29 protein-coding genes, 1 tRNA gene and 1 other RNA gene are annotated in these 22,482 nt (G+C 55.1%); 16 read left to right on the forward strand and 15 right to left on the reverse strand.

All coding sequences use genetic code 11. The features are described 5' to 3' along the window. Positions 1–9: 9 nt before the first annotated feature. The 6 genes from AC0KVQ_RS10785 to AC0KVQ_RS10810 form a co-directional block, all read right to left on the reverse strand. Positions 10–975 carry an L-threonylcarbamoyladenylate synthase gene (locus AC0KVQ_RS10785; RefSeq protein WP_473421168.1) on the reverse strand — a complete coding sequence of 322 codons (966 nt, stop codon included), beginning with the start codon at positions 973–975 and terminating at the stop codon, positions 10–12. 26 nt (positions 976–1,001) lie between these two features. Further along, positions 1,002–2,549, reverse strand: a complete 1,548-nt coding sequence (malQ, locus tag AC0KVQ_RS10790) for a 4-alpha-glucanotransferase (protein WP_473421169.1) — start codon at positions 2,547–2,549, stop codon at positions 1,002–1,004. Between the two features lie 7 nt (positions 2,550–2,556). Continuing rightward, positions 2,557–3,615 (reverse strand): endonuclease/exonuclease/phosphatase family protein, encoded by a 1,059-nt coding sequence (locus AC0KVQ_RS10795; protein ID WP_473421170.1) that lies wholly within the window; start codon positions 3,613–3,615, stop codon positions 2,557–2,559. Between the two features lie 133 nt (positions 3,616–3,748). Then, positions 3,749–4,387 carry an alpha/beta hydrolase gene (locus AC0KVQ_RS10800; RefSeq protein WP_473421171.1) on the reverse strand — a complete coding sequence of 213 codons (639 nt, stop codon included), beginning with the start codon at positions 4,385–4,387 and terminating at the stop codon, positions 3,749–3,751. Further along, a complete protein-coding gene (locus AC0KVQ_RS10805; protein ID WP_473421172.1) occupies positions 4,384–4,692 on the reverse strand; it encodes a (2Fe-2S) ferredoxin domain-containing protein in 309 nt (102 codons plus the stop codon). The genes AC0KVQ_RS10800 and AC0KVQ_RS10805 overlap by 4 nt, the downstream gene beginning before the upstream one ends. 11 nt (positions 4,693–4,703) lie before the next feature. Then, the gene (locus AC0KVQ_RS10810) at positions 4,704–5,804 is read right to left on the reverse strand and encodes a hypothetical protein (protein ID WP_473421173.1); all 1,101 of its coding nucleotides are present in this window, start codon (positions 5,802–5,804) and stop codon (positions 4,704–4,706) included. 246 nt (positions 5,805–6,050) lie between these two features. On the opposite strand from AC0KVQ_RS10810, the gene AC0KVQ_RS10815 reads away from it, so the two are divergent. Next, positions 6,051–6,530 (forward strand): WbuC family cupin fold metalloprotein, encoded by a 480-nt coding sequence (locus tag AC0KVQ_RS10815; protein ID WP_473421174.1) that lies wholly within the window; start codon positions 6,051–6,053, stop codon positions 6,528–6,530. A 322-nt stretch (positions 6,531–6,852) separates the two neighbouring features. Here AC0KVQ_RS10815 and ffs read toward each other — a convergent pair. Both ffs and AC0KVQ_RS10825 read right to left on the reverse strand, forming a co-directional pair. Then, positions 6,853–6,950, reverse strand: an RNA gene (gene ffs, locus AC0KVQ_RS10820) — signal recognition particle sRNA small type. 43 nt (positions 6,951–6,993) lie between these two features. Continuing rightward, positions 6,994–7,971, reverse strand: coding sequence for an asparaginase (locus AC0KVQ_RS10825; protein WP_473421175.1), 978 nt, complete (start codon positions 7,969–7,971; stop codon positions 6,994–6,996). Between the two features lie 67 nt (positions 7,972–8,038). Here AC0KVQ_RS10825 and smpB point away from each other — a divergent pair, with 67 nt between their 5' ends. Continuing rightward, a complete protein-coding gene (gene smpB / locus AC0KVQ_RS10830; RefSeq protein WP_473421176.1) occupies positions 8,039–8,497 on the forward strand; it encodes an SsrA-binding protein SmpB in 459 nt (152 codons plus the stop codon). A gap of 59 nt (positions 8,498–8,556) precedes the next feature. Here the strand turns inward: smpB and plsY are convergent, their stop codons facing one another. Further along, on the reverse strand, positions 8,557–9,177 hold the full coding sequence (plsY, locus tag AC0KVQ_RS10835; RefSeq protein ID WP_473421177.1) for a glycerol-3-phosphate 1-O-acyltransferase PlsY: 621 nt from the start codon (positions 9,175–9,177) through the stop codon (positions 8,557–8,559). Positions 9,178–9,252: 75 nt separating this feature from the next. Here plsY and AC0KVQ_RS10840 point away from each other — a divergent pair, with 75 nt between their 5' ends. The 6 genes from AC0KVQ_RS10840 (at position 9,253) to AC0KVQ_RS10865 (ending at position 12,809) form a co-directional block, all read left to right on the forward strand. After that, complete coding sequence (locus tag AC0KVQ_RS10840; protein WP_473421178.1) at positions 9,253–9,612, forward strand: dihydroneopterin aldolase; 360 nt, start codon at positions 9,253–9,255, stop codon at positions 9,610–9,612. Positions 9,613–9,679: 67 nt separating this feature from the next. After that, positions 9,680–10,585 (forward strand): Tim44 domain-containing protein, encoded by a 906-nt coding sequence (locus tag AC0KVQ_RS10845; RefSeq protein WP_473421179.1) that lies wholly within the window; start codon positions 9,680–9,682, stop codon positions 10,583–10,585. A 223-nt stretch (positions 10,586–10,808) separates the two neighbouring features. Further along, positions 10,809–11,084, forward strand: coding sequence for a hypothetical protein (locus tag AC0KVQ_RS10850; RefSeq protein ID WP_473421180.1), 276 nt, complete (start codon positions 10,809–10,811; stop codon positions 11,082–11,084). Positions 11,085–11,116: 32 nt separating this feature from the next. After that, the gene (locus AC0KVQ_RS10855; protein WP_473421181.1) at positions 11,117–11,770 is read left to right on the forward strand and encodes a Crp/Fnr family transcriptional regulator; all 654 of its coding nucleotides are present in this window, start codon (positions 11,117–11,119) and stop codon (positions 11,768–11,770) included. Positions 11,771–11,879: 109 nt separating this feature from the next. Beyond that, the gene (locus tag AC0KVQ_RS10860) at positions 11,880–12,302 is read left to right on the forward strand and encodes an acyl-CoA thioesterase (protein ID WP_473421182.1); all 423 of its coding nucleotides are present in this window, start codon (positions 11,880–11,882) and stop codon (positions 12,300–12,302) included. Positions 12,303–12,314: 12 nt separating this feature from the next. Beyond that, the gene (locus tag AC0KVQ_RS10865; RefSeq protein WP_473421183.1) at positions 12,315–12,809 is read left to right on the forward strand and encodes an LEA/WHy family protein; all 495 of its coding nucleotides are present in this window, start codon (positions 12,315–12,317) and stop codon (positions 12,807–12,809) included. Here AC0KVQ_RS10865 and AC0KVQ_RS10870 read toward each other — a convergent pair. From AC0KVQ_RS10870 to AC0KVQ_RS10890, 5 genes are all read right to left on the reverse strand, one after another. Then, positions 12,804–13,544 (reverse strand): class I SAM-dependent methyltransferase, encoded by a 741-nt coding sequence (locus tag AC0KVQ_RS10870; RefSeq protein WP_473421184.1) that lies wholly within the window; start codon positions 13,542–13,544, stop codon positions 12,804–12,806. The genes AC0KVQ_RS10865 and AC0KVQ_RS10870 overlap by 6 nt on opposite strands. Then, positions 13,541–14,374, reverse strand: coding sequence for a M90 family metallopeptidase (locus AC0KVQ_RS10875; protein WP_473421185.1), 834 nt, complete (start codon positions 14,372–14,374; stop codon positions 13,541–13,543). The genes AC0KVQ_RS10870 and AC0KVQ_RS10875 overlap by 4 nt, the downstream gene beginning before the upstream one ends. Before the next feature lie 31 nt (positions 14,375–14,405). Beyond that, a complete protein-coding gene (locus AC0KVQ_RS10880; RefSeq protein WP_473421186.1) occupies positions 14,406–15,356 on the reverse strand; it encodes a diguanylate cyclase in 951 nt (316 codons plus the stop codon). Between the two features lie 145 nt (positions 15,357–15,501). Next, on the reverse strand, positions 15,502–16,563 hold the full coding sequence (locus tag AC0KVQ_RS10885) for a glycosyltransferase family 4 protein (RefSeq protein ID WP_473421187.1): 1,062 nt from the start codon (positions 16,561–16,563) through the stop codon (positions 15,502–15,504). Further along, positions 16,560–17,399: a UDP-2,3-diacylglucosamine diphosphatase gene (locus AC0KVQ_RS10890; RefSeq protein WP_473421188.1), complete on the reverse strand. Its 840-nt coding sequence runs from the start codon at positions 17,397–17,399 to the stop codon at positions 16,560–16,562. Before AC0KVQ_RS10890 ends, AC0KVQ_RS10885 begins: the two co-directional genes overlap by 4 nt. A 99-nt stretch (positions 17,400–17,498) precedes the next feature. On the opposite strand from AC0KVQ_RS10890, the gene AC0KVQ_RS10895 reads away from it, so the two are divergent. The 8 genes from AC0KVQ_RS10895 to AC0KVQ_RS10930 all read left to right on the forward strand — a co-directional run bounded on the left by AC0KVQ_RS10895 (position 17,499) and on the right by AC0KVQ_RS10930 (position 22,252). Continuing rightward, positions 17,499–17,708: a DUF1289 domain-containing protein gene (locus tag AC0KVQ_RS10895; RefSeq protein WP_473421189.1), complete on the forward strand. Its 210-nt coding sequence runs from the start codon at positions 17,499–17,501 to the stop codon at positions 17,706–17,708. A 34-nt stretch (positions 17,709–17,742) separates the two neighbouring features. After that, positions 17,743–17,821, forward strand: a tRNA-Ile gene (locus AC0KVQ_RS10900). A 295-nt stretch (positions 17,822–18,116) separates the two neighbouring features. Beyond that, the gene (locus AC0KVQ_RS10905) at positions 18,117–18,410 is read left to right on the forward strand and encodes a GIY-YIG nuclease family protein (RefSeq protein WP_473421190.1); all 294 of its coding nucleotides are present in this window, start codon (positions 18,117–18,119) and stop codon (positions 18,408–18,410) included. A 335-nt stretch (positions 18,411–18,745) separates the two neighbouring features. Beyond that, positions 18,746–19,993 carry a tyrosine-type recombinase/integrase gene (locus AC0KVQ_RS10910; RefSeq protein WP_473421191.1) on the forward strand — a complete coding sequence of 416 codons (1,248 nt, stop codon included), beginning with the start codon at positions 18,746–18,748 and terminating at the stop codon, positions 19,991–19,993. After that, entirely contained in the window at positions 19,990–20,592 is a 603-nt protein-coding gene (locus AC0KVQ_RS10915) for a hypothetical protein (RefSeq protein ID WP_473421192.1), read from the forward strand. The genes AC0KVQ_RS10910 and AC0KVQ_RS10915 overlap by 4 nt, the downstream gene beginning before the upstream one ends. 111 nt (positions 20,593–20,703) lie before the next feature. Next, positions 20,704–20,946, forward strand: a complete 243-nt coding sequence (locus AC0KVQ_RS10920; RefSeq protein ID WP_473421193.1) for a helix-turn-helix transcriptional regulator — start codon at positions 20,704–20,706, stop codon at positions 20,944–20,946. Continuing rightward, positions 20,939–21,304, forward strand: a complete 366-nt coding sequence (locus tag AC0KVQ_RS10925) for a hypothetical protein (protein ID WP_473421194.1) — start codon at positions 20,939–20,941, stop codon at positions 21,302–21,304. The genes AC0KVQ_RS10920 and AC0KVQ_RS10925 overlap by 8 nt, the downstream gene beginning before the upstream one ends. Positions 21,305–21,385: 81 nt before the next feature. After that, entirely contained in the window at positions 21,386–22,252 is an 867-nt protein-coding gene (locus tag AC0KVQ_RS10930; protein WP_473421195.1) for a bifunctional DNA primase/polymerase, read from the forward strand. Here the strand turns inward: AC0KVQ_RS10930 and AC0KVQ_RS10935 are convergent. After that, a partial coding sequence (locus tag AC0KVQ_RS10935; RefSeq protein ID WP_473421196.1) for an integrase core domain-containing protein occupies positions 22,227–22,482 on the reverse strand: 256 nt, incomplete at its 5' end. The two genes, AC0KVQ_RS10930 and AC0KVQ_RS10935, sit on opposite strands and share 26 nt — an antisense overlap.

Genomic DNA, 22,482 nt, shown 5'->3' on the forward strand with positions numbered 1-22,482 from the left:
GAATCAAGCTTAGACCAGCTTCTGGTGCGCCGCCCGCATCAGGCGGTCATTCACCGCCAGCCATTCTGGTGTGGCGGGAGGTGTTTCCAGCAGAAGCAGATCAAAGCCTTGTCGATCCAGTCGGCGTAGCGTGGCATACAGTTCGCGCGCGTAGACAGCGGGATCGGCAGCGATGTTTTCACTGTGGCTGACAGCAAAGGGCGCACGATGGCCGCCACATAAAATCAGCGCCAGCCGTTGCCCCGGCTGTTGTTGTACCTGCAGCGCCAGTTGCGGCAGCTTGCCGGTGACCAGGCGCGTGCGCGGAGCGTAGTGCGAATCGAGCAGTCCCGATGCGCGGATTTTCGCGGTAGCTGCTTGTTGGTGATGTTCCAGTGGTTGGCCGAGCAAGGCTTCGATTGCTTCGCGCGCGATACCGCCAGGGCGCAACAGCAGCGGTTTTTCTCCGACCAGACTGACGATGGTCGATTCAACTCCAATCGTGCAGGCCCCGCCGTCAAGAACCAGCGGCACCTCCACCCCGAATTCGTGGCGGACATGCTCAGCCGTGGTTGGGCTGACATGGCCGAACTTGTTGGCCGAGGGGGCCGCCAGACCACCGCCAAAACGCAGCAGCAACTCATGCGTGAGCGGATGCGCCGGTGCACGCAGGCCCACGGTGTTCTGACCGCCGGTGACAGCATCGGTGACATGTGGCTGGCGCTTGAGGATCAGGGTGAGCGGGCCGGGCCAGAATGCGGTGGCCAGTTTGCGCGCAGCTTCAGGCACCTCGATGGCCCAGTCGTCGATCTGCGCGGCGCCGGCGATGTGCACGATCACCGGATGGTCGTTCGGACGGCCCTTGGCAGTAAAAATCTTTGCTACTGCCTGCGGGTTGGCAGCATCGGCGGCGAGTCCGTAAACGGTTTCGGTCGGGATGGCGACCAGTTCCCCGGCCCGCAGCAGAGCCAGGGCATCATCAATCTGTGAGTTCATCGGCGTGATGCGGCCAAAAGGAACGATTATACCGCGTCGTTCGCTTCAGGTAGCCGCCCATACAGCGCTCCCAGTGCATGCAGGTAATCTGCGCTGCTGCGGTGCAGGTCCGCAAGTTGATCCGCCTTGAAACGCCATTGCCAGTTGCCCGCAGGCTGGCCGGGCGTATTGAAGCGGGCGCTGGAATCCAGGCTGAGCAAATCCTGCAACGGCAAAATGGCCAGATTGCATACGGATTCATAAGCAGTGCGCACGAAATCCCAGCCGATCTCGTCTCCCTGTATGCGCAGGTAGCGGCGCACATGGTCGCGCACGCTTTCCGGCGCGCTCTGATACCAACCCTGCGAGGTATCGTTGTCGTGTGTGCCGGGGTAGAGCACGCAGTTGGCCTGCAGGTTGTGCGGCAGGTAGGTATTGGTGGCGTCGCCACCAAACGCGAATTGCAGGATCGCCATGCCGGGCAAGCCGCTGGCATGGCGCAGGGTGTGCACACTCGGTAGCAACTCGCCCAGATCTTCCGCGATCAGTCTGGCCTGGGGCATGCTGCGCAGCACTGCCTCAAAGAACGCCAGTCCGGGACCTTCGCGCCATTGACCGGTCTGCGCGGTGGGCGCATCGGCCGGAATGGACCAGTAGGTGTCAAACGCCCGGAAATGGTCGATGCGCAGGATATCGCAGAGCTGAAAATTGCCGTGCAGGCGCGAGAGCCACCAGGCGAAATCATCCTTGGCGTGATTTTCCCAGCGGTAGAGCGGATTGCCCCAGAGCTGCCCATCTTCCGCAAAGTAATCTGGCGGCACGCCGGCCACGTATTCCGGCCGGCCTGTTTGCTGGTCGAGCTGGAACAATTCCGGGTGCGACCAGACATCCGCACTGTCCGCAGCCACGAAGATCGGGGCATCGCCGATGATTTCGATGCCTTTACTGCGCGCCTTCTGGCGTACGATCTGCCACTGACCAAAAAACAGGTACTGGCAGAAAGCATACGCCTCGGCCCGTTGCTTCAAGTTTTCCGGCAGCTTGGCCTTTTTTGCACGCTCATGGAAACGTAAGCCCTCTGGCCAATCCCACCATGGGCGGCCTTGCTGCCAATCCTTGATGGCCATGAACAGCGCATAGGCCTCCAGCCAGTGGGCCTGCTGTTGCCGGAATTGCGCAAAATCGCCATAGGGCAGCCCGCTGGCCATTGTTTTCCAGGCCGCATGCGCCTTGAACAATAGCGGCCATTTGTGCAGATACAACTGGCCAAAATCGACGCGATCTTGTGGCAGGTTGTTCAGGGTGGAGAGATCGGCAGGCTGCAGCAGGCCGGCGGCCTGCAGCGGCTCAAGGTCGATCAGGTAGGGGTTGCCGGCGAATACCGAGAAGCATTGGTAGGGTGAATCGCCAAAACCGGTAGGCCCGAGCGGGCAGGTCTGCCAGTTGCGGATGCCGGCATCAGCCAGAAAGCTCAGCCAGTCGTCGATGGCACCATCGAGCACGCCGCAACCCTGCGGGCCGGGCAGGCTGGTCGGATGCATGAGCACACCGCTGCTGCGATGGGTAAGCCAATTGAACAGGGTAGGTGATGGCATGGGCGTGTCACTGCTGGGATTGAGAGGTGTCGGAGCCATGGTGGCGTCTATCCTGGCCGGCCTGGATTGGCATGCGCAAACGCAGTAGTGCGCGCACAAAACCATGGTCGGAACGAATGCGGTCACGGCCTTCATTGAGGTGATCGTTGAAATAATCCACGCGGCGCACATCTCCCAGCGAGAACCGGCTATCCGGCATGAATTCCTCGGAAACGAAAATCTGATCCAGTACTTCCGCATAGCCCTGGTAGATATGGCTATAGGCCACATCACGCAGCAGCGTGGCGCCGGTCTGGATCTCGTAGGCGTTGAATAGCGCCGTGTCGCGGGCTTCGCGGTTGTAGGCGACCTCGGCCGTGGCGGCAACCATTTGCGTGGTAACCGCATGCGGCCCATCGTTCAGGTCGCCCATCAGGATCAGGGGTTCGTGCGTATCCTTGAGCAGATCGACAACCAGGCTGCGCAAGGCCGCAGCTTCAGCCGCGCGCATCACCAAGGATCGCAGGCTGGCACGCACGCTGATACGCGGGTCGTCGCGATCTTCCAGCGGGTTGCCTGCCTCATCCTGTAAAAATTTTGGGCGTTTGGATTTCAGATGCGCAACAAGCACATGCAGCAATTGGCCCTGTTTATTGCGCAGGCGTGCGTTGAGGATGGGGCGCTCAAACCGGCCATGATCACCCAGCTCCGGTACCGGGACCGACATGCCCGATGGAAACTCGTATAGGGTTTCGAGCGATTCCAGTTGCAGCCGGGTGATTAGTCCGTTACGCGGTGTACCCGTGGCGCCGGTTTCCGCTCCGGGAGCCATGATGGTTTGGTAGCGCAAGCGGCTGCTGGCAACGGTTGCGCGCAGTGCTGTTTCATCCCAGATTTCCTGGCAGGCGATGATGTCGGCATTCAGGCGTATCAGTTGCTGCCCGATCCATTCGATTTTTCGTTCGTATTCACTATGGCTGTAGGGCAGCTGGTTGGTATAGAACGCACGCCCCGGCAATGCCAGATTCAGCATGTTGAAGGTGGCGGCGGACAGTGTTGTCCATTGGTTGCTCGCGCTGGGATCCATGTTATGCCCTCAGGATGACCATACGTTCAGCATGACCTACCTTGTGCGTGCTGGCAAATCATGGAAATACTTTGCCTGAATGCGGTGGCAGATGTTCTGCGTTCAGAACAGGTTCTCAGGCCATTTTCACATTTCAGGGGCGAATGTTGCGTGCAACGATCTCGGCCAACCTGGTAAGCCGGCTGTGAAAAAAGTGGCCGGTGCCCGGTACCACGATCACAGGCAGGTGGTGCGGACGAGCCCAGTCCAGTACGGTCGAGAGTGGAATGACTTCATCTTCCTCGCCATGAATGACCAAGGTATCAGACGGCACCGCAGGAAAGTCGTAGCGTGAAATGGCCGGCCCGACCAGAATCATGTCGTGGACCTCGTCTTCAGCCAGACGCCCACGCAACTGCGATTGCACATAGGTACCAAACGAGAATCCGGATAGCGTCAGCCGGTGCACATACGGGTTTTCCTGCCTGGCAAAGGCCAGCACGGCTTCCATGTCATCCACCTCACCCCTGCCATAGTCATGTGTGCCGGCGGAGTTGCCGACGCCGCGCAGGTTGGGGCAGTAACACAGATAGCCCAGCCGCGACAGCGTCTTGGCCAGTGTGTGCACGATCTTGTTGGTGAAGGTGCCGCCTTCGAGGGGGTTGGGGTGTGCGATCAGTGCAATGCCGTGCGGATAATCGGTAGCGGCTTCCAGGCGCAGGCATTCGATCAGTCCGGCAGGCCCGGCAATATTGATCAGTTCAAAGGAAGGGGCTTTGCGGGCGTGGGTCATAGTTTCAATCGCTCCACGATACGACCGTTGACGAGATGTTCATCGATGATTTCGTCGATGTCTTCCTTGTCCACATACTGGTACCACACGGCTTCCGGGTAAATCACCAGTACCGGACCTTTGTTGCAGCGATCAAGGCAGCCAGCCTTGTTGATCCGCACCTTGCCCGGCCCGTTAAGTTTCAGGGTCTTGATCCGATCCTTGGCGTAGGTTTGCATTTCCGTAGCGCCATGATTGTTGCAACAGGACTCCCCCGGGCCACGCTGGTTCTGGCAGAAGAATACATGGTATTTGAAATAGCTCATGGCGTGCTCCATCAGTGGTGGGAGACCGGGGCGAAATGTGCAGTCACGAAAAAGGGTAAATCGCCTTCGCGGTCAGGCTGCAAGGTGTCGATCACACGAACATCATAGACTTGGCAATCCCGCAGCAGCATCAGGGCAAACTGCTGGATATGCTCGACCCGGTCGGCGGGCGAGAGCGGCCAGACAAAGCCCAGCCAGCGCTCGGCATCTTCCTGCGATGAAAATGTGATGCGGATTTCATCGTTTTCGTGAGCTGCAATCACTGCCACCGGGGTACGACCTTTGGCGCGGATTGCTCGGATTGCACTGCTGGCGGTGAGTTGCAAGCGCGTTTCCAGCAAGACGGTGCGCCCGTTTTGCTGCGCCTCCTGCCAGCCTTGCGGTGCGCGCGGGATGGCCAATACGGTGGCATTTGCCGTTTTCAACTGTTCGCCGAGCGCCTGCGAGAGCTCCAGACCCCATTTTTCAACCAGACCCCCCAGGCGGATGGGTGCAGGTCGGGCGGTTGATCCGCAAACGGCTCCGACGATAAAACGCAACCAGGCAGACTCTTCCTTGGCGCGAATCGGGCTGGCTGGCAGATTGAGCGGACTCTGCTGATCCAGCCGGAATGTATCAATTGCCCCGGATTTCCATTGATATAGGCTGGCAGGACTGAACGCTGCCATTGCTTCGGCAGAAACCAGTCCTGGCGCAATGACTGCTTCTGCATCCTGTGCCAGCACGCCATGCCGGCGCAAGATCTGCAACACTTGATCTGGGTTGTCCAGTATTCCGGGTACGGTGCATTCCTGCGACGAGGCGGCAACCACAATGATAGGCAAGGCAAACAGGGTGGTATGGATATCGCAGTTTTCCGGGTGCTTGCTGACAACTTCGCACAGAATCTGCCACAGGGATTGCCAGGCATCCTGCGCGGGTGCCTGGGTCTGGGCGGCATTAATGGCTGCATGATCCTTGGCAATCAGCAGATCGGTTATCATGTTGACCAATTCGGCACGTTTGGCCGCAACCAGGTTCTCGTCATGCTCGGTCAGCATTGACATCAATTGACGAATGATCGGGTTGCGCGCGTTGACTGGCGGATATTGGCGTGGGTCAGGCAAAGACATGATGGCTGTGTATCCGTTTTATTATTGGTAATGATAATTATACCTGTATGAATAAGCCCAAGACCGACATAAATTTCTGCCCGGAAGTGGTGCGAAAGGGCTTGACCATGCACTGTTTTAGTCGTAAAGTGATTCAAACTTCAGGTTGCGGCTGGTTGCACCTTGATAGTTTCTCCTTTGTAGATGTTGTTGGCAAACCCGGAACGCAGCCCGTTTCGGGTTTTTTTTTCGTCTGGAGTCCAGTAAATGAGCCAGTTTAGCGCAATCGATTCACGAATGATGGCAGCCCTGTCCAAAGATGCCAGGAATGCACCAAAAAAGCGCATCAATCATAATCTGCATAGTGACGAAAAATCACCGTGCCAGCGCCTGCTTAATGCGATCGAGCCACAGAGCTATATTCGGCCGCATCGCCATCTGGATGAGGAAAAGGCCGAAACGCTGATCGTGCTGGCTGGCAGGGTGGGTGTGCTGGCATTTGATGATACGGGTGCGGTGAGCATGTCGCGCATTCTTGCCCCCAATAGCGGAACGGTTGGCGTTGATATGCCGGCAGGCGTCTACCATAGTGTGGTGGCATTGGAGCCCGGATCGGTTATTTTCGAGAGCAAGGCCGGGCCGTATGTGCCTCTGGCGCTGGATGAAAAAGCGCCGTGGGCGCCGGCTGACGGCAGCAAGGAAGCGGCAGATTACCTGCAGTTTATGATCCGGCAGTTTTTGCCCTGAGTTCCTGTCAGTCTCGATTGAAGCACGAAAAAAAAGCCGCGCTGGGTAGCGCGGCTTGAATTACCACTGGAGATACACGAAGCATCAGCTTGCGGAGCGCATGATGCGCGAGTCTTGGCGTTGCTGTGTTGATCGAAGTCAACAAGGCGTCAACGGATCAGAAAATGCTGATAATGAGCGGAATGGCACCTGTTCAATGTCTGTGCGACATGCTGTCAGGAGGGCGCCGCCCAGGAAATTGGCGTACACAATCAGCACTGGAGTGAACAGCGTGTGAATCGTGATTGGGAGGCTTGGGAAAGACTGTAAACAAACAGGGAAGGGTGGCGAGCCCGACCCCCGGCACTGGCATCAAAAGCTGTGGCTGCTACCTTCCGGTCCTGACCAGGTTCACCTTCTAGCCATGCGGGGAGGCCCGCCATGGAATGCAAAATCAAACGATCCTGCACAACGCGAGCGGATATTAGCACAAATCCGCGTTCAGCTCACCCCGCAGATTTTTTCGGAACAAATTGCAAATCTCCCGACGGGATTCCTGCTTGGCAAACAGCATGTACAGCTTGGTGAGTGCCGCTTCAGGTGTCATGTCCGCGGCTGGCAAAGCGCCGATCTGGTTCAGAATGCTGCTGGCAGCATAATGCCCTTGTTGAACATTGCCGGCATGGCATTGCGTGCAGTTGACCAGAACTACACCAGCTTTTGCCTGGTTTTGCAGTGCATCGAGCAGCCCGGGGTGTGCCGGTAGGTTGCCACTGCCGTAGCTTTCGATGACGATTGCCTGAATGGGCGTGGCCAGCGCGGCGCGGAGCCAGTCATAACTGAAGCCAGGATAGAGCTTCAGGCCGATGATCCTGGCTGCAGGATCAACCTCGATCAAGCTGGCCGGACTATTGGTCGTTGGCGTATCTGGCCAGTGACCATTCCAGTTTGGCGCGGTAAATGCCTGATCGCGATCCGCATCCGATTTGCGCACACGAGTCCCGGGAAGCAGGCGTCCCCCGAATGCAACCCTCACGCCCGGCTTTCCGACGATGGCATTGTTCAGCGCTGCCGCAACATTGGCAGGGGCATCACTGCCTTCGGTATGCCATGGCCGTTGCGATCCTGTAATCAACACGGGTTTTGCCAGATGCTCAAGCTGGTAAGAGAGTGCGGCAGCGGTATAGGCGAGGGTGTCGGTGCCATGCAGGATCACGAATCCGTCGAAATCATCATGGTATTTCACGATATCGGCGCCGATGCGATTCCAGTCGGCAGGCCCCATGCTCGATGAATCGAGCAGTTCGGCGTACTCGACCAACTCAATTTGGGGTGATTCGGGCAGGCCTGTCGCTAGTTCGGTCAGCGGACTGGTCAGTGAGCCCGCTGCAGGTGCAAGTCCTTGCGCTGTGGGCAGACAGCCAATGGTTCCTCCAGTGTAGAGGCAAAGAATGCGTTTCATGAATGCGGTCCAAGTTAGACAAGGCTGTTAAAATGATCTTTTGCTCAATAACAACGAATTCTGTGCCATGACGGTCATTGCCGACAATCGCAAAGCTTTTCACGATTATTTTATTGAAGAACGCATCGAGGCGGGTTTGGTGCTGGATGGGTGGGAGGTTAAATCCATCCGGGCTGGTCGCGTGCAGCTCAAGGAATCCTATGTGGTTTACATGGACGGGGCGTTTTGGCTGGTGGGGGCGCACATCTCACCGCTTACCACTGCATCGACCCACGTCAAGCCGGATCCAACCCGTTCGCGCAAACTGCTGATGCATCGGCGTGAAATAGAGAAATGGTCAGGCCGCGTCGATCGTGCTGGCTATACCGTGATGGCGCTCAATCTGCATTTTCAGCGTGGCCGGATCAAGCTGGAAATCGGTCTGGCCAAGGGTAAGAAGCAGCATGACAAACGCGAAAGCGAGAAGGAGCGCGAATGGCAGCGCGAAAAAGCGCGTTTGGTGCGCAGTGAAAACAAGCGTGGATAGAAAATCGCTTGAAATCAAGACAAGCCCGCATCTGCTGCGGGCTTGCTGCATATGAGAGGTTACTGGTTGTCGCTGGAATCGGATTTCTGTCCGATTTTGTCTTCCTGGCCGGAAATCAGACCGATGATGTTCTTCTTGTGGCGGATGATCAGCAGCAGGGCGATTACGCAAACGGCGATGAAGTAATGCTGGCCCGGAAGCAAAAACCAGGCAAAGAGCGGTGAGCATACTGCCGCAATCAGCGCGGACAGGGATGAAATTTTCACTACTTTGGCCATGAACAGCCAGATTGCCAGTAATCCGAGTCCCATCCAGGCATTGAGTGCAAGCAGGATGCCCAGTGCCGTCGCCACGCCCTTGCCGCCTTTGAACCCGAAAAATACCGGCCACATGTGGCCGACTGTCGCGGCAACCGCACACATTGCGATGGCTTGATCACCCAGGCCCAGGTACGGGGCGGCGAGTTGTGCCAGTGTCACGGCAATCCAGCCCTTCAAGGCATCGCCAAGCAGGGTGAGCGCAGCAGCTTTCTTGTTGCCGCTGCGCAATACGTTGGTGGCGCCGGGGTTGTTGGAGCCATAGGTGCGCGGGTCGGCAAGACCCATCAATCGGGATACGATCACGGCGAACGAAAGCGAGCCAATCAGATACGCCGCAACAACAAGAAATAACAGGTTCATTGTGAAATCCACTACAATCGCAGGCCACGGATTCTAAGGCATCGCCGGGTTTTGCCCAAGCGATGAAGCTGTTTGATGGATATCATTTTTTTGCATACGGTACGTGCCAAGACCCTGATAGGCTGGTACGAGTGGGAGCGCGTAGCGCCGCAGGTGGTCGAGCTGGATCTCGAAATCGGCTTGCCGTCTTCGCGGGCTGGTGCGTCAGATAACCTGACGGATACGATTGACTATGACAAAGTGGTCAGTACATTGCGCGAATCGCTCATGCAGCAACATTTTTTGTTGCTCGAAGCCTTGGCCGAGCATATTGCCCACGTGATCCGGCAGGATTTCGGCGCACCCTGGGTTCGTGTATCGGTTACCAAGCTTGGTATCCTGCACGAAGTCGGTCGTGTGGGTGTGACAATTGAACGTGGTTTGCGTGCCTCTTGAACTTTTTCCATTAAACACAAACTAATTACCTTGCGTAATGTTGCGCGACCCTGTGAGATCAAATTTCATGAGCAAGTCTGGACGTTCCTTGATGATCGCCCTGCTTTCCGTTTCCATGTTTGCTGCCGGCGTGGCTGAAGCTGCACGCATGGGTGGCGGCCGTTCAACTGGCATGCAGCGCAGTCAAATTACCCGAAGCGCGCCCGTGCGTCAGGCGCAGCAAACACCACCGCAACAACCGACCCAGCCTGCTCAGCAACCACAGCGCAGCGGTCCTGGTTGGGGTGGGGTGGCCGCAGGCGTGGCAGCAGGTGCCGCGACGGGCTATCTCGTGAGCCAAGCCATGGATTCTGGCAACGCCTCTGCCCCGGTCGCTGAAGAAGTCGCACCAGCTCAGCAACAGGGCGGTATTCCCTGGGGCTGGATCTTGGCCTTGGGGGCGATTGCCTTCTTGGGAGCGCGCATGCTGACGCGTGCCCGTGCACAGCCAGCTGGCGCAAATATGCGTTCGGTTTCTGGTTCGGCGCCGGCGGGCCGGAATGACGAGCGCAAGGTTTTCCGTATGGGCGAAGGGATGGCTGCTGCTCCGGTGGCCAACGTGAATGGCCGTCTGCCGGACGGTACGGAAACAGCTGCCTTTTTGCGCCAGGTAAAAGCAACATTCCAGCACATCCAGTCGCTGAATTCGCCAGAGCAGCTTGAGGAAGTCCGTAAATACCTGACTCCCGAACTGTTTGAAGCACTCAAGGCGGAAATCAGTGCCAATCGTGAGGTGGCGGAGTTCCAGGATCTGCAGGCCGAGCTGCTCGACAGTAGCCGGGAAGATGGCCGCTTGGTGGCAAGTGTGCGTTTCTCGGGCCGTGTAAGCGAGTCGCTCAATGCCCCTGCTGTGCCATTTGCTGAGGCCTGGCATTTTGTCCGCCCCTCGGAAAATGATCCGCGCTGGGTTCTGGCAGGCATCGAACAGCTGTGATCTGATTTTTCGTATCATGGAAAACGGCGAGTTAAACCTCGCCGTTTTTTTCGTTATGCCATCCTGCATGGAAGCATTATTAAGCTACAATTCAGACAAAATGTAACAATTTGGGGTATTTCCAATCGTGTCTTCGTTGCGCACACTTTGTGCTTGCTGCGTGCTTGCCGTAATTTTGCCGGGTTGTGATCTGATCGATGAACAGATCAACAAGCAGAAATTGGTGGGCAAGGCAATCGGTGCAGCTTGTCGCCAGACGGGCCGATCACTGGAAGATTGCTATGCGCGTAATCCCAAGGTTTCCAAGCCGGATATTTTTACTGGCTGGAAAGAAATGAACGAATACATGCAAGCCAAGAAGCTTGACATCATCCCGCCGCCGCCAGATGTACCCGCTGCAATGCAGGAGGAGGGCGCGGATGATGTTGGTGAAGAAACCGCAGGGAAGCCAACGGCATCAGCGGCTTCTTCTGCAGCGACGAATGCCGCCAAACATTGAAAATATGAACGAACATGCAGACAGGAACCAACATGAAAACCATTCTTGCCGATCTCCCGCTGTTTGAGGGTTTTCCGGAAGAACTCCTGGAAAATATCAGCAAATCCTTTATCCGCCGCAGCATACCGAAAGGCACTTACCTGTTCCGCGAGGGCGAGGAAGCCGATGCCATGTATGTGCTGATCGAAGGGCGTACCCGTTCCCTGACCAGCGATAACCTGGGCAAGGAATTCGTTTTCAAGATTGGTGAGCCGGTGGATGTGTTTGGCGAGATTTCACTGATTGATGACGAACCGCGCGGCTGGACCACGCAGGTAGAAGAAGATGCTGTGGTACTGATGTTGCCGAAACAGGAATTCGTGCGCCACCTGGAAAGCAGCCCGGCCATGAAAGACCTGGTGATCAAGAACCTTGCCCGCATCGTGCGCCGGCTTTCCAATACGATGAAATCGCTGGCATTGCTCGATGTATACGGCCGAGTGCGCGCGTTGTTTGAATCGCTCACCATCACTGTGGATGGGCAGGAGATGATCAGCCAGCCCCTGACGCAGCAAGCCATTGCCGATCGGGTGGGTTCCTCCCGGGAAATGATTGCCCGCATCCTCAAGGAACTGGTTTTTGGCGGCTATATCAAGCTGGAAAACAAGAAGATCATTCTTCTGCAAAAGCTGCCCGAGCGTTTCTGATAGCGAAGCATGCATGGATAAAGGCCGTTTCCCCGGCATTGAACGGGGAAACGGCTTTGTTTTTGTGATGTGGTTCATCGAGTTTCTTCTTGTAAATTGATAGCCTGATATGACGTTGTCGCATAACACTGAAATCAAGGTACGCGGGTATCACCTGGATCTGTATGGCCATGTCAACAATGCGCGTTATCTGGAGTTTTTGGAGGCTGCGCGCTGGGATATGCTGGAAAGTCGCCGAGCACTGGATTGGTTCATGCAGCAGGGCTATGCGCTGGTGGTCAGCCGTATCGATATCCGTTATCTGCGGCCGGCTACCATAGGTGACACATTGCAGATCGCTACCCGGCTGGATCGCTTGCTGCCGCGTGCCGGCATTATCGTGCAGCAGATTACCAGGCAGGATAACGGCAAGCGTGTGGCCGAAGCGGAAGTGACATTTGCCGTGGTGCATCCGGATTGCGTCGGCGCCTTGCCGATTACCGATGAGATTGCGCAAAAGCTGCACCCCTTGCTTGATGGCAGCAAAACGTAAGAGGAGAAATTCATGCGTCGTTTACTGATATTGTGCTGCGCCGGCATGCTGACTGCGTGCGCCAGCATGCTCGGCCTGGAAAAACCGCAGGTAGCACTGGCTGGTCTGGATCTGCAGGAAATCGGCCTGTTCGAACAGCGGTTTCTGGTGACATTGCGGGTGACCAATCCCAATGACCGCGCAGTCAGCGTAGATGGCGTGGAATTCTCGCTCGACCTGAATGGCGAGAAGTTCGCCAGTGGCGTGGGTAGCGACAAGGTAACCTTGCCGCAGCACGGAGATGCCTTGGTCAGGCTGACCGTGGCGACGAGTCTGGGGCGAGTATGGAAACAGTTGCGCGCGCTGCAATCGCTTGATAAACCGCTGACTTATCGGATCACGGGTCGGCTGTATGCACCTTGGCTACCGGGAGGGGTGCCGTTTGACAATAGCGGCGAATTGCCTGCCCTGGGCGAATTGCTGCCGGATGCGCCGGCAAAAAGCACCAGGCCGATTGAAAAACTATAGCAAGGGCAAGTAACCGTCGAAGCGCGTGCTTTCGCCTTCGAACACGAAGTTGGGTTTTTCGTCTGCCAGCCAAGGCGCATGACGCGGCCGCTTGACAATGACGCGCTTGCCGGCAAGTTTGCGCGCCGGTAACAGCAGTGCATCCGCATCCGGATCCCCGCCGACCAGAATCTGAAAGGCAGCCATGTCCTTCTTGGATTTGGCGCGTTTATCCGGCTCCGGGAACATCGGATCAAGATAGACTACATCGAATCCTGTTTGTGCAGGATTTTCCAGCCATGCCTTGGCATCTGCATGCAATAGGCTGATGCGCGCAGCAATAGTGGCCGTTTCCGGATCTTGCTTGGCGCGCTGCAGGCCATCTTGCAGCAGCAGGTAAGCAATCGGATTGCGTTCAAGCATGACCACCTCACAGCCTAGGCTGGCCAATACAAAGGCATCACGCCCCTGGCCTGCGGTGCAATCCAGCACGCGAGGCAGGAAATCACCCTTGATGCCAATGGCCTTGGCTACTGGCTGCCCACGCCCTCCACCGAATTTGCGCCGGTGTGCCTGTGCTCCGCCAACAAAATCGACCCAGACCGCACCCTTGCCGTGAATCGGCGCAATCTCCAGATGTGCTTCATGCCAGCGCAGCATGTGGCTGGCATTCTCTGGCGCAATACTGGATAGGCTCAGGTTCTCAATGGTCTGCAGAAGTACAGCCGGCATGCCTTCGACGTGTAGGTGGATCATGATTGCATCCGCAGATATTCGGCTGGCAAATAGGCCGGATCGCATGGCCGATATTTGATGCGTGGCAGGCGGCTGGCCGGATCCTGGCGGTAGAACAGCTTCAGCTGCTGGTAAACGTCGGGGTAGGTATCAAGCAGAACATGCGGCAATTCAAAGAAATATTCGCTGAGTACGGCAAAGCATTCCGCCGGATTTTCGGCCGCATAGGCATCGATCGGGCCGAATTCGTCATTGTCGTCCTGGCGGCGCAGGTCTTCAAAGGCAAGGGTAAAGGCTGTTTTCCATGCCTGGTAATCCATGCCGGTATGTAGCGGCGGGCAGCCATTGGCTTCACCTGAACGCATGTCGAGTTTATGGGCCATTTCGTGGATGGGAACATTCCAGCCATCAAGCCAGGGCGATTCGGCGCTATCCAGCCATGACAGCAGCAATGGCCCATCGGAACGGGCCTGCCCGGCCAGGACATCGTCGCTTTCATGCACGATGCCAAGATAATCGCTTACCGATTCATACGTATGCGTGCGACTGACAAACTGGCCGGGATAAACAATGACTTCACGCCAATCGTCGAGACCATTGCGATCCAGATTCAGGATGGGCAGGCAACACTGCACGGCAATCACCAGCAACTGTTCACTATCGAGAACCAGATCGTGCGCAGTATCGAACACGCGGTCATGCAGAAACCAGGCCACGGTGTCGCGTAGCTGTGTAAGCTCCTGCTGGCTCAATCCGCGGAGTAGCGGAAACTTCAGAATGGATTGCCACTGTGCATCGCTGATCTGTGCTTGGCGGGTGTTGTGCTGATTGCGCTTCAGAAAAGAAAACATTGCCTGAGGGTATTGGGTGCAAGGAGCGTAATTATGCACTCAACAGACAATTTCGACCGCTGCGTTTGGCCGTGAGCAGGGCTGCATCCGCACGCAACAGGGTCTCGGCATAGCCTTCGCCGGGCTGGTGTTCAGCCAGACCGATACTGACCGTGACTGAGAGTGCCTTACGATGGCTCTGGATGGAAACTTGGCTGATACCGTGGTGTAACCGGGTGATGACTGCATGGGCATCGACCAGTGCTGTCTGTGGCAGGACCAACAGAAATTCCTCACCGCCCCAACGCCCACAAATATCGTAATCGCGCAGGGCACCTTCCATATGACGGGCCACCGCTACCAGAATCTGATCGCCGACATCATGCCCATGTTTGTCGTTGAATTTCTTGAAATGATCGACATCCAGCATGGCCAGCACAAAACGCTGGTCATAGCGCTCAGCACGCTCGACTTCCTGGCGCAGCCTTTCCATCAACAGGCGTCGATTTGCCAGGCCGGTAAGCGGATCAATATGCGCCATATGCGAGAGGCGGTGCTCGAATTCCTTGCGGCGGGTGATATCCAGATGCGCACCCATGATGCGCAACGGCCGGCCTTGCTTGTCGCGTTCCACCACGCGACCGCGATCCCATAGCCAGGTAACCGCTCCATCTTTGCGCACGGTGCGATATTCTGCTTCGTAGAACGGGCGTTTGCCGGTCAGGTGTTCGAAATAACTCGTCAGAGCAGTATCTTTGTCTTCCGGATGAAGTTGGGCCAACCATAAATCGAAATGTGGGGCCATTTCTCCGGCTTTGAAATCTTGCAGATTGAAAACAGTCAGTTCGCCACTTTGTATGTTGCCTTGCCAGATGCATAGATCAGTGCCATCCAGTGCAGCGGTCAGTTTTTCCTGCAGCAGGCGATTTTCTTGCTGGAGTTGCTGTACCTGAGCTTGAAGCTCAGCAATTTGCGCCTGAAGTGCTTGGACAAGGTCTGGCATGTATGAGGCTCGTCGAACGGGGTTTATTCTGATTATAGGCACACAAACTGCCATTCAGATTAGACCAGAGTATTCGAGCTTCTTGAATATCGGTCAAGCCATCCGACAAGCGGTGAAATAAATTTGAAAGCTATTTGTTGGTGTATTACGACTGCTGGTCGGTGACGTAAGTAGCAAGATCAACCTGTGCCAGTTCTTGTTGGGCCGCCGGTGTAAACGGATGCAGATGCGATAAAAATTGCCGACTGGCTGCCGCCCAGGAGTAACGCTGCGCAAACTGGCGTACCTTATCGCGCTCGATTTCCAATGCGGCCAGGCAGGCTTCACGCAGATCCGCGCGCAGTGCGCCGGGCCCATCCGTACCGATTACATCGATTGGTCCGGTCACCGGGTAGGCGGCAACCGGGCAGCCACAGGCCATGGCTTCGAGCAGGACCAGTCCAAAGGTGTCGGTCTTGCTCGGGAAAACAAACACATCCGCGGCATTGTAGACACGTGCAAGCTCTTGCTGATTCAGTACACCGAGCCAGTTCACCTCCGGGTATTTGGCTTTGAGTGCTGTGGCGGCCGGGCCATCTCCGCATACCCATTTGCTGCCGGGCAGATCCAGTGCCAGAAAGGCCTCAATATTCTTTTCAACGGCCACGCGCCCGACATAGACAAAAATCGGCTTGCGCGTTTGCAGGCGATCACGTGATCCCGGCTTGAATATTTCCAGATCCACGCCGCGTGACCAATGCACGACATTGCGAATACCCTGCGCATGCAGATCACGAATCACAACCTGCGTGGGTGCCATGACTGCTTCGGCTGCATTATGAAAGTTACGGAACCACGGATAGCTCCAGGAGAGAGGAATGCCAAAGCGCAGTTGTACGTACTCGGGAAAACGTGAGTGGTAGGCCGTGGTAAACGGCAGGCTGTTGCGCTTGCAGTATTTGCGAGCAGCCAGCCCCAGCGGACCTTCGGTAGCGATATGGATCGCATCCGGTGCAAATGCTTGCAGACGCCGTTTGATCTCGGCATAGGGAAAAACCGATAGCCGAATTTCCGGATACGTGGGACAGGGCAATGTACGGAATTCCAGCGGGGACAGGATGTCGATGGTATGCCCGAGTTTTTCCAGTTCGGCCCGGGTTTGCTTGAGCGTACGCACCACGCCGTTGACTTGTGGTTCCCAGGCATCGGTGATGATCATCACTTTCATGACGTGACTTCCTCCAGTTGTGTTTCGATTCGATTTCCTGCCTGCAGAGCTGCCGACTGCTCGCTGAAGAATTGCTGCCAATGCAGGATCTGCAGTTCACCGTTTTCCAGTTCAACCAAGGCTGTCAGGCTTTCCACCCAATCGCCGTCATTGCAATACAGCACGCCACCCACATCCCGCATTTCGGCCTTGTGAATATGGCCGCAGATCACGCCATCCAGATTCATGGCACGTGCTTCTGCGGCGACTGCCTCTTCAAAGCGCGAAACAAAATTCACCGCCGACTTGACCTTGTGCTTCAGAAATTGTGACAGCGACCAATAACCCAGTCCGAGCCGGCCACGCGCCCGGTTGAAGATGCGGTTCAGCAGCAGGGTAAGTTCGTAGAGGCGATCCCCGACTATGGCGAGCCATTTGGCACACTGCACCACGCCATCGAAACGATCCCCATGCAGGACCAAAAAGCGGCGACCGTCGGTGGTGGTGTGAACCAGTTCGTTTTCGATGCGGATTTCGCCAAACATCAGTCCGAGAAACTGGCGGGCAGCTTCGTCATGATTGCCGGGGATATAGGTAATCTTGACGCCACGCCGGGCCTTGCGCAGCAGTTTCTGAATCACATCGTTGTGGGCTTGTCGCCAGAACCAGGAACGTTTCAGCGCCCAGCCATCGATAATGTCGCCGACCAGATACAGGTATTCCGATTCGGTATGCTTGAGAAAATCCAGCAGATAATCTGCCTGGCAACCGGAAGTTCCCAAGTGAATATCGGAAATCCAGATGCTGCGGAATTTGAGGCGCGTCGGGTGCGCCTGTGTATTGGGATGCTCGCTCATGAGTAGCGATCATCACCAGATCATGTGACGTTGCCGCTAAGAAAATGTGACATTTTCATGATGGTTGACGGCACGCCTTGCACATTGCAAAGTGCGTGCATGCAAAACAAACCGCAACGACCCGAATCCCCGTGCATCGCCCTGTGCTCAACCGCAGTGGGCGATGACATTTGCCGCGGATGCGGTAGAACCTTTGTGGAGGTGGCCAACTGGGTAGCCATGTCCGAGGCCGAGCGCGAAACAGTCTGGCAGAGACTGGAGCGCGAAGGTTGGTACCCACCCACGGAAAATAGGCGCAAAGGTTCCTGAAAACGCCGCGTCTTGGTAGAATGCGCGCTCTTTTGGGCCTCTAGCTCATGCTTGGTTAGAGCAGCGGACTCATAATCCGTTGGTGCTCGGTTCGACTCCGAGGAGGCCCACCAGTTTTTTTTGTTTTTATAATTATAAGTTAAATCAAGGGCCTACATGCGTAGGCCCTTTTTGTTAACAACTACGCTCAATTTTGCAGGGGTGCAGATTGGGGGTATAAGACGGGTACATGCACACGCGCTATAGCCTCAGTATGAGTAATCAAGATAGGAAGCGCTGGTGTGCCTGGGCCAAGACGTGCTCTGTTGCTTCGTGGCAACAGATGCGTCATGTACGGATCTTGAAAATCCAGGGCGAAGGTAATCCGCTGGTTTACCGTCTGGAAACCCTCAATCAGGGCTGCAACGGATGACACAGCTAACCAAACAGTGGTGCTTGTATTTGTTGGAATGCCGCAATGGTGCCTATTACGCAGGCATCACCAATGATCTGGAGGCCCGCTACGAAGCACACCGTAGTGGCAAAGGTGCACGGTTCACGCGTGCTAATTCGCCTGTCCGCATCCTGGCATCCTGCAACTTCCCGGATCGTGCCGCAGCATCACGTGCCGAATGGGCTATCAAACAGTTGCCACGTGACCAGAAGCTGAGTTTTCTGAATTCGCTATGCGCAGAAGCCTGCTCGGTGGCTAAGTCAAAATGATAGATAAAGATTGGATGCGTCCGTGATGCGCAAGAGGCTATGCAATGAGGATCAATACAGGATATTGGATGCCAAATCAGTGGCATGCCCAATGGCATACTAGAAGTGCATAAAAACTAAAGCCCTGATAAATCAGGGCTTTAGTTTTATATTCTGGCGGAAGCGGTGTCCGCCTTCCGTATAACTATAGCGTCCCGGTGCATCCCTTGTGTTAACTAGAATACACATTTAAAACAGTTACTTATTATTGAGTGTTGCATGGTGGGATTTGTTGGAATCCCATTCAATCCCTCCTATAATGGTATACAAATTGGTATACAAATTATAGGGTGATTATGGCTAAGCGTAATCATGAGCCGGGAAAGTTAGTGCCTGTAATGCTCAAGAAGTTGCCTGATGGATGGCATGCGGACGGTGGAAATCTCTACCTGTTTGTGCGCGGGGCAAGTCGCACGTGGGTATTCAGATTCACTGCACCAGATGGCAAGCGAAAAAGCATGGGCTTGGGTGGACTGGATGATGTAACTCTGGCCGAAGCCAGAAAACTAGCTGCGGACTATCGAAACAAAGTTAAACACCCAACAGCACCAATTGATCCATTGGCAGAGAAGCAGGAAGCTCGGGCTGCAAGGCGTATCGAGCAAGCCAAGCGCATGACTTTCAAGGAATGTGCATTCGCCTGCATGGAGGCGCTAAGGCCAGGATGGAAAAATCCCAAGCATGCAAGCCAGTGGGAGAACACATTAGAAACCTACACCTACCCCATCTTGGGTGACCTGCCCGTTTCGAGCATTGATACCGCACTGGTAATTAAGTGTCTATCCCCGATCTGGATTGAGAAAAACGAAACAGCCTCGCGTTTGCGGGGCCGCATCGAAAGCATACTTGCATGGGCTGCTGCACATGGATTCCGTGAGGGAGAAAATCCGGCGCGGTGGCGCGGACACTTAGATAAGCTACTGGCCCCTCCCAGCAAAGTACAAAAGGTTGAGCATCACACTGCCTTACCGTTCAAGGAAATAGGTGCATTCATGCAGTTACTACGCACCAAGGATGCGATGGGAGCCCGGGCTTTAGAATTTTCTATTCTGACCGCAGCCCGTTCTGGCGAGGTGCGGGGTGCTGTATGGTCTGAAATAAATTTAGCCGAACGGGTATGGACAATCCCGGCAGAACGCATGAAGGCAGGCCGAGAGCACCGGGTGCCGCTTTCTCCGGCAGTGCTATCACTTTTAGAAGCGTTGCCACGACTGGATAACAGTCCTTTCATCTTTCCTAGTAGCAAACCGCAGCGACCGCTGTCCGATATGACGTTGACTGCCTGCCTACGCAGGATGGATAGAAACGATCTAACAGTCCATGGTTTCCGCTCGACCTTTCGCGACTGGTGTGCTGAATCTACCAATTATCCCCGGGAAGTTGCTGAGATGGCGCTTGCACACACCATTGGCAACGCTGTTGAAGCAGCCTACAGACGTGGCGACCTATTCGAAAAACGGCGCAGGTTGATGGATGACTGGGCTAGTTATTGCGGTGCTGTGTTCACCGATGGCATTGATATTCAATTGCGAGGTGTTGCATGAGTGCAAGAACGGGGCAGTTGCCTACGGCTATCAGGTGTTTCTATGTAGCAATGGAGGGAGTGGAAGTGCCTGATCCAGTGTTTAAAGTCATGGAAGCCGTGCTTAGTGCTTGGCATGCGGGAGCGAACGATAAAAATCCCCTTGCGGTTTTAAATAAAAAATTTGCCGGGCTGCGTCGTTACCATCCCCAAATTTTTACCGAGCTTAAAGGCTGGCTGTTGCAACCAGAAATTCAAAAGGCAGCAAGTGCTGCTGGCGCATATTGGGCTTGGCTTGAATGGTGCCGTGCAGCGGACGAAATTATGAATGGTACGATTGCAAGTTTGGCCTTCGGCGCTAACAAGCCAGGGAGCCCGAAAGATGAAGGTTTTACTGTTTATGAGGATGCTGCGCTGTTGGCTGAGTTCCGGAGCCGCTATGTTCGGAGTACGGTAGCCGAAGCATCGGTGCTTGATCTTGTCATTGATCTAAACGATGGAAGCGGATTGAACCCGCGTGAAGTTCAAAAACGACGTGCTGCGCTACGTGCAAGTGGTGTTACATGGCCGGAAATTTCAGAACAGGCAAACATTGTCCGCCTAAAGTACAAGCGGGGCTAAAACGGGGGTTTTAGCACGGGGATCACATGGTAACCCTTGGGTAACCTGTGAAGCATGCAAGGTGCTTCCACGGTGGGGGCATCGCATATAACCCATGTAGGAGCCTCCATTATGCAAACCCAATCACAAACCGCCAAGTCGGCGGAGCCCATCAATACGACAAAAACGCGCAAAGCACTTCGCTTGCCCCAAGTCCTCGAAAAAACGGGGATGTCGCGCACCCATACCTATCGGCTGATTCAGGCTGGAAAATTTCCACACGGCCATAAAATTTCTGAACGCATTACCGTTTGGGATTCGTTGATGATCGACGCTTGGCTGTCCGCTAAGTTTGAAGGGGGCAATCATGCTTGATTCTTTCTCCTTGGCACGCATGCACCGTGCGCTTACCTCTATGCCAGATCTTTGCATCGACGGGTTCCGCTCCGATATTGATGCACCAAATTCTCCATATGGGGATGATCGCTTTCCCGTTCGCCGTGATAAGTTTTTCGAGCCGGAGTATCTAAAGCAGATTGAAACAGTTTGCGATTACTTCAGGCAAAACGAGATGTACAAACAAGCAGGTAGCTATGGATTGAAACACGAAATAGAAAGGTCCATGGATTTGTACATCACCAACGGCTGCGCAATCCTTGGGGCGGTCCTATCTGGCTACGATGTTGTGCGCGAACACAATTCGCCCAACTGCCGATTCAGCCGACAGCGCTAACCACTAACCATTTTTTGAATTTATCTAAAGGTGTCCGGCCTCGATTGATTCGAGTGCCGGGCCAGTATGAAAGCTGACCATATGAATACAAAACTTGATTACGCTTTGCATTATGCAAGGTTAGGCTGGCCGGTTATTCCGCTGCACTATATTCGCCACGATGGCACCTGTTCGTGCGGTGGTCCTGAGGTAAATGCGAAGTGCAAACCCGGCAAGCACCCCTATAGCAAATTTGCTCCTCATGGACTCACTGACGCTACGACGAACGAGATAACTATTCGTCAATGGTTCGCCGACAAACCCTACAACATTGGTATCCGTACCGGGAATGAAAGTGGCATTTTCGTGCTTGATCGTGATGATGGAGATGGTGGCGACAAGTCGCTTGATAATCTGGAAAAGCAGTATGGTGTACTTCGTCAAGCGCTTATCCAGCAAACCGGAAACGGTGCGCACTACGTATTCAGGATGCCTGCTGATCGACAGGTCAGGAACTCAGTGAAAAAAATCGCACACGGCATCGATATTCGAGGGGAGGGCGGATATATCGTTGCGCCTCCCAGTATTCATGCGAATGGCCGAACCTATACATGGCAGGGAGAGGAACTTCCCTCAAAAGATAGTATTGCATCGGCTCCGGGATGGTTGCTCGATCTGATTGATGGCATGCCAAGTAAGCAAGTTCAGGATGTTCGAAAATCTGGCACTGTTTCTGCCGCTACGATGTCGGCAAATGCCGCTGCTGGTTTTCAATGGCCCGACAAGATAATAGATGGACAAGGGCGCGAGGATTTCATAATCCGCGCCGCAGGGCATTTGCGTGCCATGGGTATGGATCAGGCGAGCGTTGATCGTATTTTATTGGACTACAACGCGAATCATATTGATCCGCCTCTGCACGATGATTCTGTGCTTGATCGCGCTAGGTGTCCAGTCCCGGACGATTGATAATGCGCTTATTGAATAATCCTGGCTTGTTTTTCTGCCACTCCTTGAGCGCCTGAATGGGAGTTTTGTGCTTCAACGCCTGCTGTGGCAAATGTTGGTTGTAGAGGAAGACGTAACGCTCAAGCGTGAGTGCCAAATCTTCACCAGACTGGAAACGATGCGTGGCCAGCACATCCGCGATTCGGCCATTGAACCGTTCAACCATGCCATTGGTTTGTGGGTGTTTAGGC

The sequence above is a fragment of the Formivibrio sp. oc-25 genome (assembly GCF_055810895.1).

What these genes read in the sequence shown, in the direction of transcription:
- AC0KVQ_RS10870 (WP_473421184.1), bottom strand. Translation starts at nt 13,544, where the DNA reads ATGATCCACCTACACGTCGAAGGCATGCCGGCTGTACTTCTGCAGACC.
- AC0KVQ_RS10910 (WP_473421191.1), top strand. Translation starts at nt 18,746, where the DNA reads ATGGCTAAGCGTAATCATGAGCCGGGAAAGTTAGTGCCTGTAATGCTC.
- AC0KVQ_RS10815 (WP_473421174.1), top strand. Translation starts at nt 6,051, where the DNA reads ATGAGCCAGTTTAGCGCAATCGATTCACGAATGATGGCAGCCCTGTCC.
- AC0KVQ_RS10840 (WP_473421178.1), top strand. Translation starts at nt 9,253, where the DNA reads ATGGATATCATTTTTTTGCATACGGTACGTGCCAAGACCCTGATAGGC.
- AC0KVQ_RS10920 (WP_473421193.1), top strand. Translation starts at nt 20,704, where the DNA reads ATGCAAACCCAATCACAAACCGCCAAGTCGGCGGAGCCCATCAATACG.
- AC0KVQ_RS10810 (WP_473421173.1), bottom strand. Translation starts at nt 5,804, where the DNA reads ATGTCTTTGCCTGACCCACGCCAATATCCGCCAGTCAACGCGCGCAAC.
- AC0KVQ_RS10925 (WP_473421194.1), top strand. Translation starts at nt 20,939, where the DNA reads ATGCTTGATTCTTTCTCCTTGGCACGCATGCACCGTGCGCTTACCTCT.
- AC0KVQ_RS10880 (WP_473421186.1), bottom strand. Translation starts at nt 15,356, where the DNA reads ATGCCAGACCTTGTCCAAGCACTTCAGGCGCAAATTGCTGAGCTTCAA.
- AC0KVQ_RS10855 (WP_473421181.1), top strand. Translation starts at nt 11,117, where the DNA reads ATGAAAACCATTCTTGCCGATCTCCCGCTGTTTGAGGGTTTTCCGGAA.
- smpB (WP_473421176.1), top strand. Translation starts at nt 8,039, where the DNA reads ATGACGGTCATTGCCGACAATCGCAAAGCTTTTCACGATTATTTTATT.
- AC0KVQ_RS10825 (WP_473421175.1), bottom strand. Translation starts at nt 7,971, where the DNA reads ATGAAACGCATTCTTTGCCTCTACACTGGAGGAACCATTGGCTGTCTG.
- AC0KVQ_RS10875 (WP_473421185.1), bottom strand. Translation starts at nt 14,374, where the DNA reads ATGTTTTCTTTTCTGAAGCGCAATCAGCACAACACCCGCCAAGCACAG.
- AC0KVQ_RS10895 (WP_473421189.1), top strand. Translation starts at nt 17,499, where the DNA reads ATGCAAAACAAACCGCAACGACCCGAATCCCCGTGCATCGCCCTGTGC.
- AC0KVQ_RS10930 (WP_473421195.1), top strand. Translation starts at nt 21,386, where the DNA reads ATGAATACAAAACTTGATTACGCTTTGCATTATGCAAGGTTAGGCTGG.
- malQ (WP_473421169.1), bottom strand. Translation starts at nt 2,549, where the DNA reads ATGCCATCACCTACCCTGTTCAATTGGCTTACCCATCGCAGCAGCGGT.
- AC0KVQ_RS10845 (WP_473421179.1), top strand. Translation starts at nt 9,680, where the DNA reads ATGAGCAAGTCTGGACGTTCCTTGATGATCGCCCTGCTTTCCGTTTCC.
- AC0KVQ_RS10905 (WP_473421190.1), top strand. Translation starts at nt 18,117, where the DNA reads ATGACACAGCTAACCAAACAGTGGTGCTTGTATTTGTTGGAATGCCGC.
- AC0KVQ_RS10805 (WP_473421172.1), bottom strand. Translation starts at nt 4,692, where the DNA reads ATGAGCTATTTCAAATACCATGTATTCTTCTGCCAGAACCAGCGTGGC.
- AC0KVQ_RS10800 (WP_473421171.1), bottom strand. Translation starts at nt 4,387, where the DNA reads ATGACCCACGCCCGCAAAGCCCCTTCCTTTGAACTGATCAATATTGCC.
- AC0KVQ_RS10785 (WP_473421168.1), bottom strand. Translation starts at nt 975, where the DNA reads ATGAACTCACAGATTGATGATGCCCTGGCTCTGCTGCGGGCCGGGGAA.
- plsY (WP_473421177.1), bottom strand. Translation starts at nt 9,177, where the DNA reads ATGAACCTGTTATTTCTTGTTGTTGCGGCGTATCTGATTGGCTCGCTT.
- AC0KVQ_RS10915 (WP_473421192.1), top strand. Translation starts at nt 19,990, where the DNA reads ATGAGTGCAAGAACGGGGCAGTTGCCTACGGCTATCAGGTGTTTCTAT.
- AC0KVQ_RS10885 (WP_473421187.1), bottom strand. Translation starts at nt 16,563, where the DNA reads ATGAAAGTGATGATCATCACCGATGCCTGGGAACCACAAGTCAACGGC.
- AC0KVQ_RS10860 (WP_473421182.1), top strand. Translation starts at nt 11,880, where the DNA reads ATGACGTTGTCGCATAACACTGAAATCAAGGTACGCGGGTATCACCTG.
- AC0KVQ_RS10795 (WP_473421170.1), bottom strand. Translation starts at nt 3,615, where the DNA reads ATGGATCCCAGCGCGAGCAACCAATGGACAACACTGTCCGCCGCCACC.
- AC0KVQ_RS10890 (WP_473421188.1), bottom strand. Translation starts at nt 17,399, where the DNA reads ATGAGCGAGCATCCCAATACACAGGCGCACCCGACGCGCCTCAAATTC.
- AC0KVQ_RS10865 (WP_473421183.1), top strand. Translation starts at nt 12,315, where the DNA reads ATGCGTCGTTTACTGATATTGTGCTGCGCCGGCATGCTGACTGCGTGC.